The organism is Paenibacillus sp. LK1 (assembly GCF_002750415.1).
GTDB lineage: Bacteria > Bacillota > Bacilli > Paenibacillales > Paenibacillaceae > Paenibacillus > Paenibacillus taichungensis.
The window spans coordinates 338059-358530 of record NZ_PEII01000003.1 but is presented as its reverse complement, the minus strand read 5'-3'; the positions used below and the strand labels follow the sequence as shown (position 1 = coordinate 358530).

Genomic DNA, 20472 nt, shown 5'->3' with positions numbered 1-20472 from the left:
TAAGAAAAAGGAGTGAAGATATGCAGTACATACAGAGTACACCCGAGCAACGTTTATCGCCGGATGCCATAACCATATGGAGAATCAGTGCGATTATATCGAACGGAATAGGGTTGATTGTGCTTGCAGCACTGCTGATTCTGGATTCCGTCTTTGGATGGAGGGCGTGGATTGGTTGGTTGCTGTGGGGAGTGACTGCCATATCAGTGCTGTATGCGGTGTGGGAGGTTTTTATCCGGCCTTCATTGTTATACAAGCATTGGTATTACGATGCGAATGAGGAGTTCTTGCAATTGAAACACGGCGCTTTGAAAAAGGTACATCAGATCGTTCCCATGGCCAAAGTACAATCCGTCACGACGAACCAAGGTCCTCTTTTGAGAAAATATGGCCTATATTCTGTATCGATTGGCACGATGGGTTCATCTCACACGATTCCGGCGTTGCCAGAGGAAGTGGCGCTTGAACTGCGTAATCAGATTGCGTCCTATGCAAGGATTAATGAGGTGGATGAATGAACGAGATGAAAAGACAACACCCGTTAGCCATGCTCTGGAGTTTGTGGAAACTGGTGAAAAATTCTTTTGCATTTATCGTTTTTTTATTTATTCTCCGTCATGGCTCGGCGTCCACGTGGATTATGTATGGCAGAATCGTCTTCTATGTGGCTATCGCGTTTAGTGTGATAAGCATCATCTGGAGTTGGTTTACACTACGTTATACCGCTGATGATAAGGCTTTTCAGATCTACAGTGGGGTATTTAATCGTACAAGAAGAACGATACCCTATACCAAAATTCAGAACGTAAACCGGCATACGTCGCTGTTTCATCGTTTGTTCCGAGTCACATCTATTCGTTTTGAGACGGGTATCAAGGGAGAAGATGCTACTTTTCAGCTGCAAGTCGTTTCACTTTCGGAATCGGAGCGGCTTGAAAAGGTAGTAGCAGGGCATATGTCGGAAGCGAATGTCGCCAGTGATGCTGTAGAACCAAATGAGGAACCAGTGATGCGACCTGAACAAGTAACACTGGAAGAAGATATTCAACTACCTGTACAAGAAGAGATTGAACGGAATGTCCATTACAAGTCCACTCGAAAAGATATATTCAAAGCTTCGTTTACGTCGCTCAGCTTTCTGGTGCTTATTCCGATTCTGGGATCGCTCTATTCGTCGATAAAAGATTTCTTTCCCGATGAAAAAGTGACGGAGAGCATCCTATTAACGTGGCTGGATACCTGGTGGATTACCGCATTGATCATTACAGGACTTATTGCTGTTTCCATTATGCTAGGGATTATCAGAACCTTTGTGAAGTATGGTGATTTCCAAATCTCCTCTGATCGCAAACGTATCTACATTACGAAAGGTATGTTGGAACAGACCGCATTTTCAATCCTGAAAGAACGAGTACAGGCGGTGAAAATCACACAGTCTCCGATGAAAAGACTGCTAGGATTGGCAGAAGTGGAACTGACGACAGCAGGTGGTGTGGGAGAATCCGAACAGGAAGTTAACTCGCTCTATCCTTTTCTGCCTGTGAAGCAAGCTTACGATATGATCTCGGAGATTTTGCCATCCTATCAGGTTACGCAGGAGATGCAAAAGCTTCCACGAAAATCATTATGGCTGCGCATGCTGACACCAAGCTGGGTGTGGATCATTGCAACAGGGTTACTGTTTTATTTCAAACCGCCGATTCTGGGACAGAATCAGGCATGGTGGATGATTTCCGCTATTCTGTTACTGTGGATTGGCATATGCAGAATAACTGATTTTCTCCATACACGATACATCCTGAATGAGAACTTTATCCAATTGCGAACGGGTGCATTAACCTCGACACTATACATCTCCAAGCGAGAGAAAGTCATTGAGGTACAGATCACCCGGAATCTACTGCAACGTTGGTTTGGAGTTGCTTCGATTCAAACCGTGAATCGTGCCAAACCTGTTCTGCATCATACGCTAAACGATATACCGCTTGAAGCGGTAGAGGCGTTTCAGCTGTGGTATATGGAGCGGAGCCAGAACGTCCAGACTCGATAATGTAAAGGCAAGTGCAGGAAGACTACTAAGTTAACTGTGCACTTGCCTTTTGAATTGAAATTTTTAATTTCTATATCAATTGAACTAAACAGTTACAAGAGAACGGAGAGGACAGAAATAACCTGAAGAAACGAAGTGTTCGCCTTTATTCCGGGATTTCCCCCTTTGAAAATAGTAATCAAAAAAAATCTGGGGATAACAGCGATCGGAAGGTTGTTCTGTCATCGGAGTGGCAGGTGTAAATATGCTTTAGTACAATCGATATAGCTAAGGAGGTGTCCCTTTGATTAAAATCGTATTTATGGACGTGGACGGTACGCTACTCAGTGAGAAGGATCGAAGTCTCTCACCAAGTACAGAGGATTCCATTCGAAAATTGGTTCAGAGGGGCATAGAGGTCGTGCTGGTCACTGGCAGACCGTACAATTTATGCCGAGATTTCAGAAAACTCGGGATTGATACCATGATTTCGGCTAACGGGGCATTGATCAAGAGTGGTGAAGAAGTGATACATAAATCGGTGCTTTCTACACGAATGGTTAGAGAAATCAGTGAATTTGCCGAGCTGAACGGCAGCAGTATTTCTTATTTTACAGAGTCATTCGAAATGAATGGTTTATGCACAGCGGATGTACGTGTCACCGATGCATTGAGAGATACACTCGGTCTGATGGAGTCCCCCTTGAAAATCAGTTCTTTGGAACAGGAAGTGTATTGCATTTGTTTATATGCCGATCAAGCCGAAGCGGAGAAATTCCATTCCAGATTTCCAACATTAAAATTCGTGAGGTTTCATCCTTACGTGTCTAACGTACTGGAAAAGAATGAAGTATCCAAATCGATAGCGGCAGGGAAAGTGCTCGACCATCTGAATATATCGAAAGAGGAAGCAATGGCTTTTGGCGATGGTGATAATGACATTGATTTGCTAGAGTACGTGGGTCTTGGCATTGCGATGGGAAACGGAGGAGAACGCGTCAAACAAAGTGCCGACTATATCACACTGCGAGCAAGTGAGGATGGCATCACACATGCGTTGAGGAAGTTTAAAATCATAGAATAAGCAAAGTTTAGAGTAATAAGGATATCCTGATTATGGGTTTTCATGTAGAATGATGGAGGATGAATTAAGCCCTAAAGCATAGGGTGTGATCGAAGGGTGACTTATGAAAAAGGCTGTCATAGTAATCTTGTCTCTTGTTTTACTTATTGGTGTATCTTCTTCAGCGTATGCCCATCCAGGCAGACTTGACAAAAATGGTGGACATAATTGTTCCGCGAAATCCAAACAAAAGGGCCTTTGCACAGGCTACCATTATCACAAAAAGAAGAAATGAAAATGAGTTTTACAAGGTAAACCCAGCCCTGGTCTAATCTATGGTTGGGTTTGCATGTTTATAATTCATGGTAGTCGCAGCTAACAGAATACAATAAACATTACGTTAGAGGTGAGTAGTATTATCGGGTTTATTGGGATCATTTGTGTAATTATTATGACGGTCACACTCATCAGCATAGAAAGTAATACGAAACGGTTAATTCAAGAGCAGGCCGAAACCAATCGGAAACTGGAGCAACTATTAAGGAAAGAACGTGTTTAAGACCAGACAGGAGGAGTATGACGATGGATCATATTAAAGCAATTATTTTTGATCTAGACAATACGATTCTCAACAGAACAAGTACCTTTGAAGGCTTCAGCCAGAGCTTGATCAACACTTATTTTGCTCATCTTGAGACTACGGATGATATTCTTAAACGAATTATTGAGCTGGATGAGGACGGTTACAAGGACAAGGATGTGTTGTTCAACGAGCTGCTCCATGAATTACCTTGGGCTGAGAATCCACCTCACGCGGAGCTTATGGAGTTCTATGGCAGAGAGTATGTGAAAAGTGCTGTTCTGATGGAGCAGGCGCGAGAAGTGGTTCAGCATCTAAGGGGAAAATATAAAACAGGTTTAATCACCAATGGTAAAACCGAGATTCAGTACGGCAAAATCGATCAACTTGGCATCCGGGATGATTTTGATCATATTATCGTTTCGGAAGAGGCTGGGGTCAAAAAGCCCGATCCTCGTATTTTCAAATTGGCATTGGATCATTTCAACCTCTCTGCCGAGCAGTGTATCTACATTGGGGATCATCCCGTCAATGATGTTGAAGGAGCGGCAAAAGTAGGCATGAGCACGATCTGGATGAAGGTCAATCAGCCTTGGCAGGACAGCATTACAACCAAACCATTACATGCTATTGAGCATCTTGGTGAATTAAAAGGCCTACTCTAAGGGGAGATCTTCAGATTAGCTTCAAACAACACAACATTACATAGCAGAACAGTGAGGTAGGTGCACATGGAGATCAGACAAATGGCTACGGCATTTTTGAGTAATGGCAACGACATGTTAATGATGAAGAAGGCAGGCAGCAGGCTGTTCGATTTTGAGTTCTGGGGTGGTATTGGCGGGCATTTGGAGCACGGCGAGTTTAATTCACCAATGACCGCCAGTTACCGGGAGATTGAAGAAGAGACGGGGTTCAAGCAAGCGGAAATTGAAAATTTCCGTCTTCGATATGTTTTGATGCAGTATAGCGACGGTGAAGTTTGGCAGCAGTTTGTATATTTTGGTGAGACGACACATCGAGCCTTTATTCCATCAGATGAAGGGGAGTTATTTTGGGTACCTTTGGATGAGCTATTGGATTTACACACATCCATTCTGATTAAAGCAGCGATCCGGCACTTTTTGCAGAATCAGGAGACCGACGAGATATGGATCGGTAATGTCCTAAAGGGGGAAGGGGCAACGGGTAAACCAAGGGTGGAATGGAGTATTATGCAAGACACGATATCCTTTGAACCCGTTGTGTAATGTTAGACGTCTTGACCGGGAAAGGGACCTATCTCTGATTGAAAAAGCCATACGTTTAAACGTCTGTAGGCGACTGTTATAAAGAGCGAGGATATTAGCCATCCCCGCTCTTTTTTAATACCTCGTATTGAATATAAATTCTCTTTTTTAAAAAGCATGATGGATATTGATATTCAAACTCCAACAGGTGGGTCTTGGAGCGGCAGTGATCATCCACTATTCAATTCGGTTTATTAAATGAAAATCAAGCTGTGATGATTCGATCTTTCGTGCGTTTTCTCCGATTCTCAATGGCTTCCTCATAATCTCTGACCAACCTGTCAAAAATATGATCCCACGAACGCTGCTCAGCAAGTTTTCGGCCTTCAAGACCCATAGTCCTCAGTTGATCCATATGATCTCCCCAGAGGCATATCTCTCGAATCAATGCATCCGTATTACCCGGCTCGAACAGAACACCGCTTCGATGATGTGTGACCAAGTCTTTTACACCGCCACCATTCGCAGCGAGAACCGGCAATCCCGAAGCCATCGCTTCCAGCACCACATTGCCAAATGTTTCTGTTGAGGAAGGAAACACAAAGAGATCTGCCGAAGCATACATAGCAGCAAGATCTTCACCATGTAGATACCCCGTAAAGGTGACATTGGGTGGGGCTTGCATACGCATTTTGGGAAGCAATGGCCCATCGCCTACAATGATCCAGTGTACACGGGATTGCATATGTTCTGGCAACTGCTGCATGGCAAGGGTGAGGGTAGCGATATCTTTTTCCGGGGCAATTCGTCCAACGTAGAGTAAAATTAGAGGAGCCGTTATGTTGTAGCGAGTACGCATATCGGAGCTTCGTTTATCAGGTGAATACAGACTGCAATCGATCCCGCGGGACCATAACTTCAGACGTTGAATACCTTTTGATTGCAATGCGTTTAAGGTCTCCTGAGACGGTGTCAATGTTGCATCACAGGCTCGGTGAAACCATTGGATATACTTCCAGTACAGAGGAATGACACTTTTCAACTTGTAGTATTCGAGGTACCGATCGAAGTGAGTATGGTAGGAGATGACATGTGGAAGCTGATACTTGAGCGCATATCTGAGACCAAAAAGACCCATATTGAACGGAGTGGCGATATGCAGCAGATCTGGCTGAAAGGTATTTAGCTCTCGATGAATGGATGCTCGATTAGGTAAGGCGATACGACATTCCGGATAGAGGAAAAAGGGGATGTTGGTAACCGAACGGACCGGAGCGGCATCATTGCCTTCAATAACAGACTGCGGTGTGAATAACAGATGCTCAATGCCTTTGCGGTTCAAGTGATTACTCAAGCGGTGCAGCGTACCGGCAACACCATTGGTTTCCGGAACATAGGTGTCAGTGAACAAGGCCAGGCGCATCATAACCCCTCCCAAGACTCTTGATGACAAGATCATAACAGCGGATCATTTTCCAAAGGTCAAGTGAAGGTTAACTTTATCCATATTCCGTGTAAAGTGTGCGGGAAAGTAATCTGGGGCAAACTTACATCGGATAAACTTATATAACATATTCTGCTATGATATATAGGCGTTTAGTTATAGTGGACCCGTGTGAAATCATTCGTCCAACTTATATAGATAGAGAGATACAGGAGGCAGAGAGATGAACAATTTACAGGAAGAATTGCAGCAATTATTACCCTTAGATCAGTTTGACAGCATGTCGGGTGAGGAAGTGGTGGGGAGTGTTGCCATGGATCTGTATCGCGCGGAATTTGCGACCATTCGGGAGTGTGGACCTGAACTTCCACAGGTATTGCGAGATACCATCCTGATCATAGATCTGGATACAGAGCTGTCCATGAGTGGCATGACTGGTTTTCTTGAAAATGCGAGTGGGCGGTTTCTGGGTGAAACGATGGAAGCAATGCAGCGCATAGGCAATGATGCAGATGCAGAGATTCTGAAGAATATCCAGCATATGTTATCCGAAATTGGTGTAACACCTGAGCTGTTAAGAGCGAATGTGAACGCACTCTCCGAGCAGGATGTGACGACGACCCTGAATACGCATGGACAGCAGATCCATGAGGTTTTACAACGGGTTGAGCTGGAAGCGGGTAATTTAAGCATGCAATCGGATAATGAAGAGGTATTTGAACTCCTTTATCAATATGTGGATACGAACAAAGATCGCCTGAAACAGGAGTTGGAGCACCTCTTGTCTAATTCAATCTGACACGCAGGAGGACTTCACTATGATTGTGATGATTAATGGGGCATTTGGCTCGGGTAAAACCTCTGCTGCAACCAAGCTGCAGCCGTTAATTCCGAACAGCATGATCTACGATCCAGAAGAGATTGGATACATGTTAAGAAACGTGATTGTGGATGACGTCCGAATGGATGTGGAGAAAACGGACGATTTTCAGGATATGGAGCTGTGGAAAGTCCTTACCGTGAAAGTCGCCCGTGAAATCAGGCAGAAGTATAACAAACATCTGATTGTTCCAATGACCATCTACAAGTCAGAGCAGTTCAGTTACATCCATCGAGGTCTGAAAGAGATAGATACTGACCTTTTTCATTTTACCCTGATGACTTCTATGGAAACATTACATGAGAGATTGTTGAAGCGCGGGGATAAGCCTGATGGATGGACTTTTCAACAAGCGATTAAGTGTGTCGAAGCATTCCATGGAGCACGCTTTGAAGAGCACATTCAGACGGATGGCCAAACGACAGATGATGTAGTGAATTTTATAACTTCCAAAGTGTTGTCAAACCGTAAATGAGGAGGCAAAATGATGAGTATCAACAAACGATTAGGTGTGGAATCCCTGTTGGTAACTTTGCTATTCACACTGGGTTTTATGGCTTGGAATGTCGTTCAAGGAATGTTAATGACGCTGAATCATACACCTGAAATGATGCACACCGATTCATCCGTTATGATGTTGCAGTCCAGAGTTGCTTTTGGTTCCATTGCCCGTTGGGATATGACTTCCATTCTGATCGCTGCTGTTGGATTTCTCTTGCTTGCTGCTGCATACTATGGACTTCGATCGGGGATACAGCGCTGGACACAGCGTTCCTGATTGTTTATTAATAAAAGAAAAGCATAGCCAAAAAACAGTTCTATACCAATGAAGTTGGTAGGAGAACTGTTTTTTGTTTTTGAATCTTTTATTAATAGATTATAGATGCTTGGAGATGATTTCTTCCAGACCTTGCGCAACCGAATCCGCACCCCGTGCAAGGTGTCTCTCGTAGAGATGCAGCCGGACAAAGCTCTCATCCGTCCCCATCGCCTCCGAGAAAATGCCACCGAGTCCACGTGCACGGCGGTCGATCTGAAGCAACAGTTCCAGTGAATCTCCCATCGGGTAAAACAATACTTCCAACTCATCTAAATAACCGCGGAATTTACTCGTTGGCACGAATTCAAATTCCTGTACAAATGGAAGATTGCCACCAAGCTTTGGAGCATAGTCATTGGTCACTTCACGCAGTTTGAAACCAAGGAGATCAATCGCATCAAGCACAGTGTTCATATCTTTTGTAGGAACTACATGGAGTCTGTCCCGGTCTGAGGGGTCCATGGCGCTGGAGATATCGAGCCCAGTTTCAACCCATACCTCTGCACGATGCAGTGTAATTGGAAGGTTTTCTGGCAGATCAAATGAGAAGGATTTCTCCAGTTTGGCGCCAGGCTGTAATATAAAACCTTCGGTAAGCAAGTATTTGGCTACAACGGCAGTTTCATTTACTTTTCGATCATTGTGCTCCCGTATGTAATGGGTTTTGATCGTAAGGTAGATGCGGTCTACATTCTGTTCCACGTCTCCACCCTCGATGTACACGATCCCAGAGATGACTCCTCCAGGCGTAACCTCAGGTGTATGTAATTCTGTATTTACTTTGGCTGCTCCAACACCTACACTGGCTAACATTTTCTTAAAAAAAGACATTCATTCAACCTCCACATCCTATTGGTTTATCCAAGTGGCAAAATACGACTTCGAGCATAATACGGCGCCTACGAGAGAAGCGTTTCAAATTTTAACAAGCACAAGATGAGGATAGATAAAACTCTTAAGTGAGAAAAAAGTTAACTTATGGACAGGAAAATCGACTTGTCTGTGTCGAATGTTGTTTAATATGGGATTTTCTTCTGGGGGGATATCTATTGGGCATGGAATGGTATGACATGATCGCACGGCGTAACGGAGGATACAAAGGCAGATCGGTATTAACCTGGGAGGGCAATTCAGCAGAAGATGTATTTGAAGCGCGCTTGATACAGTTGTTGCCTCAGTATAAATCTGTGCTTGATGCAGGTTGTGGTCATGGTGAATTCACATTTAAAATGTCGGCCTATACCGATCATATTACGGGTTTTGACAACTCGAAGGAACTACTGCGTATCGCTCAGGCTGGGCTTGTGGCCAGTGACGTTGGCAATGTTGAATTTGTCTACGCTACAACCAAAACAGAGTTGCCCTTCGAAGACGAACAGTTCGACCTGATTTATGACCGCAGAGGACCTACGTCGATAATTGAACATAGGAGATTGCTGCGAAAGGGTGGCGTGATCTTTGGCATTCATACCGATGTAAGCAAGGTACGAGAAAGGCTGCATACAAATCAGTATGAAAACATTGAGATTGAGGAATTCAACGAGGCTCTAATGGTCTTCCCTGATGAAAAAGAGTTCGCTATTTTTCTTTCCGATATCCCTGGCAACCCGGATTACACACAGCCTGAGTACCATGAGCAGCTTCAAGTTAAGCTGAAGGAAATTCAGATTGAGGGGAGACTTGCTGTGCGTGAGCACAAATATATCTGGAAGGCCGTAAGGCGTTAAAGAAAGATTATAAAATATGATTGCCTGACTTCGTATTTCAGATCTGGAGGTTGTGTTTTGGATAGAGAAACTTTAGAACAAAATTTAGGACCAGATAATGTGAATACCATCTTCGAGCAGATGGCTAACGGGGAACGGAAATACAAGATGGTTTCAGAGGATGGCGGTTATTATTGCAGAACGATAGCTTAATCTCAGGGAGGATGGCAAAATAGCCACTTTCATAACCATATAACCGAGTTCTATGTTGTGCAGTCTGGTTGGATTGCTTATGCGAATTTTGCGAATGATCAGACGCTTGAAATCAGAGTTATGGGCGAAGGAGATCACATCATTGTGGAACCGGGAGTACACCATAATTTATATATGTCAGCCAATAGCGTTATCCATACGATTAAATATGGTTTGAATACACATAGTGATTGGTCTGCTTCTCCGGAACTGGACAGCGTTACACAGGCACTAATGGAGAGCGAATTACTTCAGACTTACGGTTAATCAGCTTGGGGGTAAATACATGCGTAGAAGTACGATATTTTGGCAAACTGGAGTTGCAATTGTTATTGTAGCATCTTTCATTGTATATAATAATCTGGCTCCAAGCGTTACAGCGCAGGATGTTAACATGAAGGGCACGATTCGGCAGACAGCTACGGATGAATACGAGGTGCAATTAGCCATTACACGCACAAAAGAAGATAAAGGTCAGCACACTATATATCCCCTTGTAGCTGGCTGGGGTTCAATATCTTTTGATGACAAACAGGACAACCGATTTATTCGACCTACTTCCGTCGGCAGCACAGGTGCAATGGAAGAGATTCTTCGTCAAGTGTTACAGAGGCAGTCATCAACAGCGATTACTGAATTTGCGGGGTTCTCCATACCTGATGCAGTGGGCACGTACAAGGTTCGTTTTACCATTCATCCTTTGGGTGAGGAGGCAGAACTGATTCGGCAACCGAAGATCTATTATGTTCATCAGGAAAAATTACTGGGCAAAGACCTGAGCTGGGTCTCAGGAGAGCCTCTGGAAATCATTAAGGAGTATGCAGAGTGATGCTAATCTATCAATGGAATGAGATTACGGTACGTTTACTGGATGAAAAGGATGAACAGCGCCTTGCTCAATGGTTGTCTGACCCAGCAGTACTTCAATATTACGAAGGCCGTGATCGGCCGCATGATCTGAATTTGGTCAGAGAGCACTTTTATAGACAAGAGGATACGGCACATCGTTGTATGGTTGAACACGAAGGTAAACCGATCGGCTATATCCAGTTCTATGAACTGGAGGAGGAAGAACGGAATGAGTATGGTTATGGAGACACCGATGAAATCATCTATGGAACAGATCAGTTTATTGGAGAAGCTGATTACTGGAACCGCGGTATTGGTACACAACTAGTAAAATCCATGTTGGGCTATCTAGTCAACGAAAAGCAAGCTCGGAAAGTGGTCATGGACCCGCAATCCTGGAACGAACGAGCCATATCCTGTTACGAGAAGTGTGGTCTCAGGAAGGTCAGACTGTTACCAGAACATGAGCTGCATGAAGGGCAGATGAGAGACTGCTGGCTGATGGAGTATACCCCATAGGCAGTACGTGGTGCTATATAAACCATTTAACCAAGGAGGAATGATCGATGGATTTGAGGTACCCGATTGGAACATTTGAACATACAGGCGAGGTTACATTAGAGCAGCGAAAGCAGTGGATTCAAGATATTGCGGAGTTGCCGGAGCGCGCCCGCGAAGCGGTCAAAGGATTGAGTGAAGAACAATTGAGGTTACCCTACCGGGAAGGTGGCTGGATGCTCAAACAGGTCATACACCATATGGCAGATAGCCATATGAATAGCATGGTTCGTTTCAAGCTGGCACTGACGGAGGATAACCCTACGATAAGACCATATTACGAGGAACGATGGGCTGAACTGAGTGATTCGCGGGAGCTGGATATCGAGTTTTCTCTGCAAATCCTGGATGCGCTGCACCGTCGTTGGGTAGCGCTATTAAACACATTAACGGATACAGACTATGCCAAAACCTTTTATCATCCCGCTTCCAAAGAAACGACCAGACTGGACTATAATTTGGGCGTATATGCATGGCATGGCAGACACCACGTTGCCCATATTACCTTGCTTAGAAGCAGGTTGGGAATCTAGTGGTGAAATATGTGAGGTGTAATTTCTGATGATAGAGAAACAGTGGCTGGATCTCAGTAAATATGATGAATTGGAACAAGAGATTCAGTATGTCATCATGGTTACTCAGTTTCAGGAGAAATACGTCATTATCCATAACCTTAAACGCCAAGGCTGGGAATTCCCAGGAGGTAATCGTGAACCTGACGAGTCAGTCCTTAGGGCTGCAGAAAGAGAACTGTACGAAGAAACAGGAGCATTGAGATTCATGCTAGAACCTTTCGGAATTTACCAAATGAATGGAACGTTTGGTATGGTTTATTATGCGAATATTACGAAATTCCGTGCTCTATCGCTGGAACCTAACTCCGAAATAGGTGCAATGAAAATGGTAGATACACTACCAGAGGGCATGAATTTTGGTGATATGTTTTATTCTTTTTTGCATCGATGGAAGGTATATTCTGCCAAAGGGACACACGAACACTTTGTGGATCTGACTTTTTGTGAAAATAACATTTAAATATCTAATAATATTAAGGAGATTACATCGATGAATATACATATCAGACTTTTGGATGAGGGCGATCCGGTCGTAATTTCGCAGGCGTTTCAGGAACAGGGTTGGGCGAAATCGGCGGAGCAGTACATTCAATATCTTGCAGAGCAGCAGAATGGTGAGCGAGTGACTTTGATAGCGGAATTGGATGGAGCTTTTGCCGGCTACGTGAATGTATTGTGGAATTCGTATTACCCTTCGTTCAGGGAACAGGGTATTCCGGAAATTAATGATTTCAATGTGCTGATCAAGTATCAGCGTCAGGGAATTGGATCACGTTTGATGGACCGGGCAGAAGAAGTCATTCATGAGCGAACCGAAACTGCCGGGATTGGTGTCGGGGTGTTCTCCGATTATGGCAAAGCTCAAATTCTGTATGCCCGTCGTGGATATATACCAGATGGACAGGGCATTCACAAGCATGATCGTTATCTAAAATGGGGCGATGAAACGATCATCGACGACGATGTAGTGCTCTATTTAACGAAGAAGTTAAGCTGATCGAATCCTGAATAAAAAGGATTATAACGCTGTTGAGAGGACAGGGAATTACTTTCTTCTAAACAGCGTTTTTTTACATATAATCAGACTGTTTTCGGCTCGAATCTTACAAGAAAAATAGAGTTGGATTGGGTGAAAATGTTATAATAGAGGGTAGTTGATTTAGCGTATAAACCGTGATAAAGCGGGCAAATGGTGAGCACAGAGATCGAAACATAAGAGGGAATATGAAGGATAATTTATATGGATTTGAGGAGGAATGTGGTTATGGAGAAGACGATTAAAAATGTCCAGGATCTATATGACATGCTTGACTCAGAATTCAGATCAGCGAAGCAATTTTGGGAACCTTTTTACGAGGATCGAGACCGGCCGATTCCCTTTTTTCCAAACAAACCGGATGAAAATCTGGTAGCACATGTAAACTCAGGAATATTACCTGGGGGCAAAGCATTGGAGCTCGGTTGTGGCCCGGGAAGAAATGCAATATATCTAACACGTCAGGGTTATAAAGTAGATGCTTATGATCTTTCAGAGACAGCCATTGCCTGGGCCAAGGAAAGAGCTGTGGAGGAACAGCTTGAAGTGAATTTCGAATGCAAATCAGCATTAGAACTCACGCCACATGAAGAGTACGATCTCGTCTATGATTCGGGCTGTCTTCACCATCTGCTGCCACATCAGCGAATTCCCTACATACAGAAGATTCAGAACGGACTTAAATCTGGAGGGTATTTTGGAATGACCTGCTTTGCTCCAGGATTTGGCGGTCAGGGTGGACCGGAGAGCGTTATGGACGATTGGGAGGTATACCGTGAGAAGTCGATGAAAGGTGGTCTGGCTTTTACGGAAGAAAAGCTTCGCTATTTGCTGGAAGATCCTTTTGAATGCGTGGAGCTGCGACCGATGAAGGCGATGGATCAGGATGAAGATTGTTTTGGCTTGCCCATCCTATGGGTGACATTGTGGAGAAAACCAAACGTGTAGTCATAGAGGAAGGGTCATAGATTTGACGTGTTTAACCAATATTGCACAGAGCGAGAGAAAGGCGGGGAGAATATGGGACAAAGGTATTTTATCATTACAGGTACATCCAAAGGAATCGGCAAACAGCTTGCGGAATTGTTATTGGAAAAGGGAGATCACGTCTACGGTATTGCACGCGGAACGTCTGACTTGGAGGAAGCTTACGAGCGTTACCAGCATGTTCAGTTTGATCTGGCAGATATTCATAGCATCGACGATCTTGTCTCAGGCCTATTGGAACAGATTCCACCGCAAGAAGTTGAATTCATCGGGCTCATTAACAATGCAGCGATGCTGGAACCGTTGAAATCGATAGATCGGTGCAGTGCAGAGGAGATCAGTCTTAATCTGAACATCAGTTTGGCAGCGCCTATGATTCTGACTTCATCTTTTATACAACATACCAATCACCTGACCACACGCAGAAAAATAGTCAATGTATCGTCCGGGTCAGGCAGTTATCCGGCACCTTCAATGGCATCTTACTGTGCCTCCAAAGCTGGAATAAACATGTTCACCCAGTGCGTAGCGATGGAACAATCCGGGCAACCCAATCCCGTTGAAGTGATTGCATTCGATCCAGGGATGGTAGATACTGAGCTACAGGCTGTGGCAAGAGGCAAAAATGCAGAGGAATTTGCACTGTCTGAGGTATTCGGTCAGGTCTATGAAGCAGGCCAATTAAGATCGCCACACGATGTCGCAAAGCAATTAATCGAACGGATGGAAGAAATCAGTGATCCAAGCAAGGTCCTCCATACTATGGAGGGATAACAGATTAACAGTTATACGTTTAGATTCATCTAAATTGATAAGAGATTATGGGTTTTATTTTGCCTCGAAATTTGTATTGATCTATTAATAGCGGTCGGAGTGGAAGAGACGGAATCGATTCTGAAGAAGCGGTAGCGTTCGCCTTTGTCACCTAATTTCTACATTTAATAAATCTAATAAAGGAAATTTGGGGACAACTGCGATCGGAAGAACGATCCGTATCTGGAACGGTCCCTCGTAGATTGTCAAACAATATGCTTCGGGCAATGCCCAAGAAGAACAGAAACGTGGTGAAGGTATATGTTTAAAATTATGCTCATTGAAGACGATGAATCGTTATTCAGTGAAATCAAAGAACGGTTATCCCAGTGGTCATATGACGTGTATGGCGTGCAGGATTTTGGCAAAGTGATGCAGGAATACAGTGCCATTCAGCCACAGCTGGTCATCATTGATATTCAGCTTCCCCAGTATGACGGATTTCATTGGTGTCGCATGATTCGAGCCCATTCCAATGTACCGATTATCTTTTTATCCTCACGGGATCATCCTACGGATATGGTCATGTCGATGCATCTGGGCGCAGATGATTTTATCCAGAAGCCCTTCCATTTCGATGTGCTGATTGCCAAGATCCAGGCGATCCTGCGTAGGGTATATAACTACAATACAGAGCGGATTGAGCTGCGCACATGGCGTGGGGCTACCATTGAATATGTGAAAAATACACTTACCTATAACAATGAATCTGTCCTTTTGACCAAAAATGAAATGTTCATTCTCAAAGTGCTAGTGGAGCACAAAAATCAGATTGTGACCCGGGAAGACCTGATTCGCAGTCTGTGGGATCATGAACATTTTGTGAGTGACAACACACTCACGGTCAACGTGAATCGCCTTCGCAAGAAGTTGGAGCCGCTAAATCTGGATGGCTATATCGAAACGAAAGTTGGTCAGGGCTACATGGCAACAGAAGAGGCGGAAACATGATTGGTAAGTACATACGGGAAAAGCTAAGCTGGTTAGTGTTGCTTATAAGCATGCAGCTCATCTTTTTATTTGTAGCCTATATCGACACATCCATTCCATTCCGATCCGTATCCTATATCGTCGTGCTGAATGTGGTGGTATGCATCGTTTTTATCTGGGCGAGATATCCAAGAGAGACTCGTTTCTACAAAAGATTAACTGCCTGGGATCATACCTATGATCCAGGGGATTTGGATATCGCTGAAAGTCCTTATGAACGGATTGTGCACGATGCCGTGACTTCCCAGACCGAACGTTATCGGAAGGAGTCCTCTTCTCATTTTATTTTGCTGGAGCAAGAAAAGGATGAGATACTGTCCTGGATTCATGAGGTGAAGACGCCCTTAACCGCGCTGCAATTAATGATTGAGCGAATGCATGATGACAAGCTGCAGGGTCAGATGACGTATGAATGGCTGCGAATTCACCAACTGCTCGATCAGCAGCTTCACCAGAAGCGTATTCCATTTATGCATAATGATTTGTTTGTGGAAGAGACAGAGCTTGAACCGATTTTGAACGGCGAGATTAGAGCTTTGAAGTCATGGTGTATATCCAAACGGATTGGCTTCGACGTGTCATTAGATGTGACAAAGGTGCTGACCGACAGCAAATGGTTAGGTTTTATCATACGGCAGCTGCTTAGCAATGCGGTGAAATATAGTCATTCCTCTGACATTGTCATTGAAAGCAAGGAACAGGATGGGCACATCATACTGACTGTTCAAGATTATGGACGAGGGATCGAGGCGCAGGATTTACCACGTATCTTTGATAAAGGCTTCACTTCAACTCAGGGTAGACTGGAAGGAACGGCAACGGGAATGGGCTTGTATTTGACCCGACAGGTGGCACAAGCACTTCGTATAGACGTTAAAGTACAGTCTGCTCCCGGAGAGGGCACTAGTGTCAAGCTAACCTTCCCGAGAAAAAATGACATGATCCACCTAGCAGGCGTGTGACAACATTGTCACATGCTTTTTGGTTTTGTTCGGTGAATCGCACGATTAATTGGAGCATCCCGCCTATGATAAAGATATACCAAAGAGGAGTGAGTGGGATATGTTGATACTGGAAGCCAAAAAAATTCATAAAGTCTATGGCAACAAATTAAATAAACAGGAAGTCCTCAAGGGGATTGATCTCGGGGTAAGTAAAGGCGAATTTGTTGGGATTATGGGGCCCTCGGGTTCGGGGAAAACGACGCTGCTGAATGTTCTTTCTTCGATCGATCGGGTAAGTCAGGGCACAATTGAAATCGAAGGCCAGGAGTTTACCGGAATGAAGGAGAAAAGGCTGGCTGAGTTCCGCAAAGACTATCTCGGTTTTATTTTTCAGGAATATAATTTGCTGGATACCCTCACGGTGAAGGAAAATGTATTGCTGCCGCTCTCTATTACGAGTATTCCGAAGCATGAGGCACACCTGAAGTTCGAACAAATCGCCCGTGAGCTGGGCATATATGAGCTGAAAGACAAATATCCATCAGAAATCTCGGGTGGACAGAAACAGCGAACTTCAGCCGCCCGTGCGTTTGTGCATGATCCGAGCATTATTTTCGCTGACGAGCCGACGGGTGCACTCGATTCCAAATCGGCTTCGGACCTGCTTGGCAAAATGAGTGATATGAACAGGAAGCATCAGGCTACGATTATTATGGTTACACATGATCCGTTTGCCGCAAGTTATTGCAGCAGGGTGATTTTCATCCGGGACGGTCAGATCTACACCCAATTAAATAAAGGAGACGAGTCCCGACAAACTTTCTTCAACGATGTTATCAAAACTCAGGGCGTGTTGGGTGGTGTGCAGCCATGAGCCTGAACTACATCATCTTTCGCAATCTGAGGAAAAACCTGAAAAATTATTATCTTTATGTCTTTGCCCTGATTTTTAGTGTGGCCCTGTATTTTTCCTTTGTGACCTTACAGTATGATCCCTCCATGGATGAGGTTGCTGAATCAACGAAAGGAGCGGCTGCGATCGGCGCATCCTCCGTGTTACTGATTGTTATTGTGGGCATTTTTCTGCTCTATGCCAATACGATCTTTATCAAGCGACGCAGTAAGGAGATCGGTTTGTTTCAGCTAATCGGACTGACGAAGGGGAGAATATTTGGCATCTTGAGTGCGGAAAATTGCATTCTCTACTTTGGTTCTATGGTAATCGGTATTCTAATTGGGTTTCTGGGTTCCAAGCTGATATTGATGATTTTGTTCAAAATTATTGGCGTTGATGTGATCACGAAGCTATACTTCTCACCGATGGCGCTAGTGCAAACGCTGATTGTCTTTGCTGTCATGTATCTGCTTATCATGTTGATGAATTACACGTTTATCCGAGCCCAGAGTATTCTATCACTCTTTCGGGTGTCTTCTACAACAGAGCAGCAGGTAAAGAAGTTATCTGTGGGGCAGATTCTGATGGGCATCTTGGGTATTGCTCTGATCGTGTTCGGTTACATCCTGTCTGCACGGCTGTTCAGCGTCGAGAAATTGGATATGCAGCAGTTAATGTACACCATGATTTTGATTTTGTTCTCGGTCATTCTGGGGACATATCTATTCTATAAAGGTTCCGTCAGTTTTATTTTTAATATGATTCGCAAAAGCAAAAAAGGTTACCTCTCCATTAACGAGGTATTGTCGTTATCCTCCATCATGTTTCGCATGAAGTCGAATGCCTTGCTGCTGACTATTATTACTACTGTATCGGCACTCGCCATAGGTATGTTGTCGCTCAGTTACATTTCCTATTATTCGGCAGAGGCTCAGGCCAAGGAAAGTCTGCCAGAAGATTTTTCATTTGCCCAGGTTGATGTGAAAAATCGTTTTGTAGCTGAGTTGGATAACAAACAGATTCCATATGAAGAGAAACACAGACAACCTCTGTATATTGAAATTGACGCACACAAGGTGATGAATGACTCCACAATGGAAGAGCTGTTGTTCAGCAGTGTAGTAAGTGACAGTATGGTAGATAACATTGATCTGAAACCAGGAGAAGTCGTTTTCATGGGATACGGCAATGTGATTCAGCAGTTCTTTTCCATTCGGGAGGAAGGTCCCATTGTTCTGCACGGGTTGAAGAAAACGATTGACCAGCAATTGATTGGAACCTCCAAACAGGGCGTGCTTCCCGTATATTACAACAAAGGTACGCCAGTAGCGGTTGTGGATGAATCGGTTTATGCGGAGCTTGCGCAGGATCTTGATCCGAAAATTCAGGAGGTGGAAAGGACAGATTATTACGGTGTGCAAATTACAGATTCAAGTCAAGACGAGAATGCGTATGCCATTTTTGCAGATCTGAAATTGGAAGCTCCAAGCTTCTCCCAGATTGAATTCAGAAATAATCAACGTACCAGTATGGGCCTAATCATGTTCATTGTTGGTTTCCTGGGACTGACTTTCTTGATTACATCCGGGTGTATCCTCTATTTCAAACAAATGAATGAGAGCGAAGAAGAGAAATCAAACTATACCATTCTGCGCAAACTTGGATTTACGCAAGGCAATTTGTTACGCGGAATTCAGTACAAGCAGTTGTTTAATTTCGGCATTCCACTTGTCGTGGGACTAAGCCATAGTTATTTTGCCGTGAAATCAGGCTGGTTCTTCTTTGGCACCGAACTTGCCACACCTACTGTAATCGTCATGATTGTGTATACGTTGTTGTATTCAATCTTCGGCCTGTTGTCCATATGGTATTACAAACATGTGATCAAGGAATCATTGTAGATCAGAGGATGAGCAACAAAGGAATACAGTAAAGAATTCAGAAGAAGGGGTAACTGTATGATATACAGTCTGCCCTTTCTTTTTTTGTGAAAAAAAGGAGGATGGCTCAACGGTGGAGAAATCACAACATACTGGAGTGAAGTAGAGGGAGGTTTTCCATGAACCTGGCTAACAAAATTACCCTGGCGAGAATGGCATTGATTCCTTTGTTTATGTTGTGCTTCATCCCGTTGCCGTCATGGATACAGGAGTCGAGTGAACTTATTCGTTTTCTGGATCAGCATGGGCTGGTGATTGGTGTTATTATTTTTGCACTGGCTGCGGGTACGGATAAATTGGATGGGTATGTGGCGCGAAAATATAATCAGATCACCAATCTGGGGAAATTGCTTGATCCACTGGCAGATAAACTATTGATTTCGGTTGCGCTGATTATGATGGTTCAGGAGAATCTGATCGGTTCATGGATTGCTGTGATCATCATTGGACGTGAAATTGTCATTACGGCGCTGCGCATGATTGCGAGTGAACAGGGGATCGCACTTGCTGCCGACCGGTATGGCAAGCTCAAAATGGTGCTGCAGGTGGCAGCCATCATTGCTGTGTTATTGAATAATGTTCCGTTCAGTTTGTTGACAGATGTGCGAGTTGATGTGATTTTATTGTGGCTGGCGGCAGGAGTTACGCTGTTATCGGGATTGAACTATATTGTAGTGAACTATAAGTTGCTTCAGACAGGAAAATAGAAGAGCCACTCGGATAATGGTTCGATAATCCAATTGATACCCTGCATTCAATGTGCAGGGTTTGTTTGTCATTGTTTTTGTTCAAAAATGTGTGGGGCATGGCCGTGGTTCCTTGTATACTTAGGGTATCTGAATGTACATAGAATGAATCGGAAAACGGGCACCATGGTGCTGA

At 44.0% G+C, this 20472-nt stretch carries 26 protein-coding genes; 24 read left to right on the top strand and 2 right to left on the bottom strand.

Annotation, left to right across the window (positions count from 1 at the left end; genetic code table 11):
* The first annotated feature begins 20 nt into the window (after positions 1 to 20).
* The 6 genes from CS562_RS08595 (at position 21) to CS562_RS08570 (ending at position 4922) form a co-directional block, all read left to right on the top strand.
* On the top strand, positions 21 to 518 hold the full coding sequence (locus CS562_RS08595; RefSeq protein ID WP_064639637.1) for a PH domain-containing protein: 498 nt from the start codon (positions 21 to 23) through the stop codon (positions 516 to 518).
* Complete coding sequence (locus CS562_RS08590) at positions 515 to 2050, top strand: PH domain-containing protein (RefSeq protein WP_099854998.1); 1536 nt, start codon at positions 515 to 517, stop codon at positions 2048 to 2050. Before CS562_RS08595 ends, CS562_RS08590 begins: the two co-directional genes overlap by 4 nt.
* Before the next feature lie 283 nt (positions 2051 to 2333).
* Positions 2334 to 3113: a Cof-type HAD-IIB family hydrolase gene (locus CS562_RS08585; RefSeq protein ID WP_099854995.1), complete on the top strand. Its 780-nt coding sequence runs from the start codon at positions 2334 to 2336 to the stop codon at positions 3111 to 3113.
* 103 nt (positions 3114 to 3216) lie between these two features.
* Positions 3217 to 3387, top strand: a complete 171-nt coding sequence (locus CS562_RS08580) for a YHYH domain-containing protein (protein ID WP_099854993.1) — start codon at positions 3217 to 3219, stop codon at positions 3385 to 3387.
* Positions 3388 to 3674: 287 nt separating this feature from the next.
* Complete coding sequence (locus CS562_RS08575; protein ID WP_090954332.1) at positions 3675 to 4337, top strand: HAD family hydrolase; 663 nt, start codon at positions 3675 to 3677, stop codon at positions 4335 to 4337.
* Positions 4338 to 4403: 66 nt separating this feature from the next.
* Positions 4404 to 4922, top strand: coding sequence for an NUDIX domain-containing protein (locus tag CS562_RS08570; protein WP_257219426.1), 519 nt, complete (start codon positions 4404 to 4406; stop codon positions 4920 to 4922).
* Positions 4923 to 5166: 244 nt separating this feature from the next.
* Here CS562_RS08570 and CS562_RS08565 read toward each other — a convergent pair whose 3' ends face one another.
* Positions 5167 to 6324, bottom strand: a complete 1158-nt coding sequence (locus CS562_RS08565; RefSeq protein ID WP_099854989.1) for a glycosyltransferase family 4 protein — start codon at positions 6322 to 6324, stop codon at positions 5167 to 5169.
* A gap of 244 nt (positions 6325 to 6568) precedes the next feature.
* Here CS562_RS08565 and CS562_RS08560 point away from each other — a divergent pair, with 244 nt between their 5' ends.
* Genes CS562_RS08560 through CS562_RS08550 form a run of 3 tightly spaced genes read left to right on the top strand, consistent with a single transcriptional unit; the run spans position 6569 to position 8003 of the window.
* Complete coding sequence (locus CS562_RS08560) at positions 6569 to 7144, top strand: DMP19 family protein (protein ID WP_099854987.1); 576 nt, start codon at positions 6569 to 6571, stop codon at positions 7142 to 7144.
* A gap of 19 nt (positions 7145 to 7163) precedes the next feature.
* Positions 7164 to 7700, top strand: a complete 537-nt coding sequence (locus CS562_RS08555; protein WP_099854985.1) for an AAA family ATPase — start codon at positions 7164 to 7166, stop codon at positions 7698 to 7700.
* Positions 7701 to 7712: 12 nt separating this feature from the next.
* Positions 7713 to 8003, top strand: coding sequence for a hypothetical protein (locus CS562_RS08550; protein WP_099854982.1), 291 nt, complete (start codon positions 7713 to 7715; stop codon positions 8001 to 8003).
* Positions 8004 to 8102: 99 nt separating this feature from the next.
* Here the strand turns inward: CS562_RS08550 and CS562_RS08545 are convergent, their stop codons facing one another.
* Positions 8103 to 8876, bottom strand: a complete 774-nt coding sequence (locus tag CS562_RS08545; RefSeq protein ID WP_099854981.1) for a sporulation protein — start codon at positions 8874 to 8876, stop codon at positions 8103 to 8105.
* 224 nt (positions 8877 to 9100) lie between these two features.
* Here CS562_RS08545 and CS562_RS08540 point away from each other — a divergent pair, with 224 nt between their 5' ends.
* The 15 genes from CS562_RS08540 (at position 9101) to pgsA (ending at position 20297) form a co-directional block, all read left to right on the top strand.
* Complete coding sequence (locus CS562_RS08540; RefSeq protein WP_257219443.1) at positions 9101 to 9772, top strand: class I SAM-dependent methyltransferase; 672 nt, start codon at positions 9101 to 9103, stop codon at positions 9770 to 9772.
* Positions 9773 to 9829: 57 nt separating this feature from the next.
* Complete coding sequence (locus CS562_RS33375) at positions 9830 to 9964, top strand: hypothetical protein (RefSeq protein ID WP_257219425.1); 135 nt, start codon at positions 9830 to 9832, stop codon at positions 9962 to 9964.
* A 57-nt stretch (positions 9965 to 10021) separates the two neighbouring features.
* Positions 10022 to 10270 (top strand): hypothetical protein, encoded by a 249-nt coding sequence (locus tag CS562_RS08535; RefSeq protein ID WP_099854976.1) that lies wholly within the window; start codon positions 10022 to 10024, stop codon positions 10268 to 10270.
* Between the two features lie 19 nt (positions 10271 to 10289).
* On the top strand, positions 10290 to 10832 hold the full coding sequence (locus CS562_RS08530) for a hypothetical protein (RefSeq protein WP_099854974.1): 543 nt from the start codon (positions 10290 to 10292) through the stop codon (positions 10830 to 10832).
* A complete protein-coding gene (locus CS562_RS08525; protein WP_099854972.1) occupies positions 10832 to 11371 on the top strand; it encodes a GNAT family N-acetyltransferase in 540 nt (179 codons plus the stop codon). Before CS562_RS08530 ends, CS562_RS08525 begins: the two co-directional genes overlap by 1 nt.
* 47 nt (positions 11372 to 11418) lie before the next feature.
* Positions 11419 to 11943 (top strand): YfiT family bacillithiol transferase, encoded by a 525-nt coding sequence (locus CS562_RS08520; RefSeq protein ID WP_099854970.1) that lies wholly within the window; start codon positions 11419 to 11421, stop codon positions 11941 to 11943.
* A gap of 28 nt (positions 11944 to 11971) precedes the next feature.
* Positions 11972 to 12445, top strand: coding sequence for an NUDIX domain-containing protein (locus CS562_RS08515; RefSeq protein ID WP_099854968.1), 474 nt, complete (start codon positions 11972 to 11974; stop codon positions 12443 to 12445).
* A 30-nt stretch (positions 12446 to 12475) separates the two neighbouring features.
* The gene (locus CS562_RS08510; protein WP_076290003.1) at positions 12476 to 12982 is read left to right on the top strand and encodes a GNAT family N-acetyltransferase; all 507 of its coding nucleotides are present in this window, start codon (positions 12476 to 12478) and stop codon (positions 12980 to 12982) included.
* Positions 12983 to 13249: 267 nt separating this feature from the next.
* On the top strand, positions 13250 to 13969 hold the full coding sequence (locus tag CS562_RS08505) for a class I SAM-dependent methyltransferase (RefSeq protein ID WP_099854966.1): 720 nt from the start codon (positions 13250 to 13252) through the stop codon (positions 13967 to 13969).
* Between the two features lie 72 nt (positions 13970 to 14041).
* Positions 14042 to 14782, top strand: a complete 741-nt coding sequence (locus tag CS562_RS08500; protein WP_099854964.1) for an SDR family NAD(P)-dependent oxidoreductase — start codon at positions 14042 to 14044, stop codon at positions 14780 to 14782.
* 300 nt (positions 14783 to 15082) lie between these two features.
* Positions 15083 to 15772, top strand: coding sequence for a response regulator transcription factor (locus tag CS562_RS08495; RefSeq protein ID WP_063564131.1), 690 nt, complete (start codon positions 15083 to 15085; stop codon positions 15770 to 15772).
* Positions 15769 to 16773: a sensor histidine kinase gene (locus CS562_RS08490; RefSeq protein ID WP_076289999.1), complete on the top strand. Its 1005-nt coding sequence runs from the start codon at positions 15769 to 15771 to the stop codon at positions 16771 to 16773. Before CS562_RS08495 ends, CS562_RS08490 begins: the two co-directional genes overlap by 4 nt.
* Positions 16774 to 16873: 100 nt before the next feature.
* A complete protein-coding gene (locus CS562_RS08485; RefSeq protein ID WP_099854962.1) occupies positions 16874 to 17629 on the top strand; it encodes an ABC transporter ATP-binding protein in 756 nt (251 codons plus the stop codon).
* Positions 17626 to 19551: an ABC transporter permease gene (locus tag CS562_RS08480; protein ID WP_099854960.1), complete on the top strand. Its 1926-nt coding sequence runs from the start codon at positions 17626 to 17628 to the stop codon at positions 19549 to 19551. Before CS562_RS08485 ends, CS562_RS08480 begins: the two co-directional genes overlap by 4 nt.
* Positions 19552 to 19709: 158 nt before the next feature.
* The gene (pgsA, locus tag CS562_RS08475; RefSeq protein WP_099854958.1) at positions 19710 to 20297 is read left to right on the top strand and encodes a CDP-diacylglycerol--glycerol-3-phosphate 3-phosphatidyltransferase; all 588 of its coding nucleotides are present in this window, start codon (positions 19710 to 19712) and stop codon (positions 20295 to 20297) included.
* Positions 20298 to 20472 lie beyond the last annotated feature (175 nt).

Coding starts and splice junctions, on each gene's coding strand:
- CS562_RS08595 (WP_064639637.1), top strand. CDS start 21: ATGCAGTACATACAGAGTACACCCGAGCAACGTTTATCGCCGGATGCC.
- CS562_RS08590 (WP_099854998.1), top strand. CDS start 515: ATGAACGAGATGAAAAGACAACACCCGTTAGCCATGCTCTGGAGTTTG.
- CS562_RS08580 (WP_099854993.1), top strand. CDS start 3,217: ATGAAAAAGGCTGTCATAGTAATCTTGTCTCTTGTTTTACTTATTGGT.
- CS562_RS08575 (WP_090954332.1), top strand. CDS start 3,675: ATGGATCATATTAAAGCAATTATTTTTGATCTAGACAATACGATTCTC.
- CS562_RS08570 (WP_257219426.1), top strand. CDS start 4,404: ATGGAGATCAGACAAATGGCTACGGCATTTTTGAGTAATGGCAACGAC.
- CS562_RS08565 (WP_099854989.1), bottom strand. CDS start 6,324: ATGCGCCTGGCCTTGTTCACTGACACCTATGTTCCGGAAACCAATGGT.
- CS562_RS08560 (WP_099854987.1), top strand. CDS start 6,569: ATGAACAATTTACAGGAAGAATTGCAGCAATTATTACCCTTAGATCAG.
- CS562_RS08555 (WP_099854985.1), top strand. CDS start 7,164: ATGATTGTGATGATTAATGGGGCATTTGGCTCGGGTAAAACCTCTGCT.
- CS562_RS08550 (WP_099854982.1), top strand. CDS start 7,713: ATGAGTATCAACAAACGATTAGGTGTGGAATCCCTGTTGGTAACTTTG.
- CS562_RS08545 (WP_099854981.1), bottom strand. CDS start 8,876: ATGTCTTTTTTTAAGAAAATGTTAGCCAGTGTAGGTGTTGGAGCAGCC.
- CS562_RS08540 (WP_257219443.1), top strand. CDS start 9,101: ATGGAATGGTATGACATGATCGCACGGCGTAACGGAGGATACAAAGGC.
- CS562_RS08530 (WP_099854974.1), top strand. CDS start 10,290: ATGCGTAGAAGTACGATATTTTGGCAAACTGGAGTTGCAATTGTTATT.
- CS562_RS08525 (WP_099854972.1), top strand. CDS start 10,832: ATGCTAATCTATCAATGGAATGAGATTACGGTACGTTTACTGGATGAA.
- CS562_RS08520 (WP_099854970.1), top strand. CDS start 11,419: ATGGATTTGAGGTACCCGATTGGAACATTTGAACATACAGGCGAGGTT.
- CS562_RS08515 (WP_099854968.1), top strand. CDS start 11,972: ATGATAGAGAAACAGTGGCTGGATCTCAGTAAATATGATGAATTGGAA.
- CS562_RS08510 (WP_076290003.1), top strand. CDS start 12,476: ATGAATATACATATCAGACTTTTGGATGAGGGCGATCCGGTCGTAATT.
- CS562_RS08505 (WP_099854966.1), top strand. CDS start 13,250: ATGGAGAAGACGATTAAAAATGTCCAGGATCTATATGACATGCTTGAC.
- CS562_RS08500 (WP_099854964.1), top strand. CDS start 14,042: ATGGGACAAAGGTATTTTATCATTACAGGTACATCCAAAGGAATCGGC.
- CS562_RS08495 (WP_063564131.1), top strand. CDS start 15,083: ATGTTTAAAATTATGCTCATTGAAGACGATGAATCGTTATTCAGTGAA.
- CS562_RS08490 (WP_076289999.1), top strand. CDS start 15,769: ATGATTGGTAAGTACATACGGGAAAAGCTAAGCTGGTTAGTGTTGCTT.
- CS562_RS08485 (WP_099854962.1), top strand. CDS start 16,874: ATGTTGATACTGGAAGCCAAAAAAATTCATAAAGTCTATGGCAACAAA.
- CS562_RS08480 (WP_099854960.1), top strand. CDS start 17,626: ATGAGCCTGAACTACATCATCTTTCGCAATCTGAGGAAAAACCTGAAA.
- pgsA (WP_099854958.1), top strand. CDS start 19,710: ATGAACCTGGCTAACAAAATTACCCTGGCGAGAATGGCATTGATTCCT.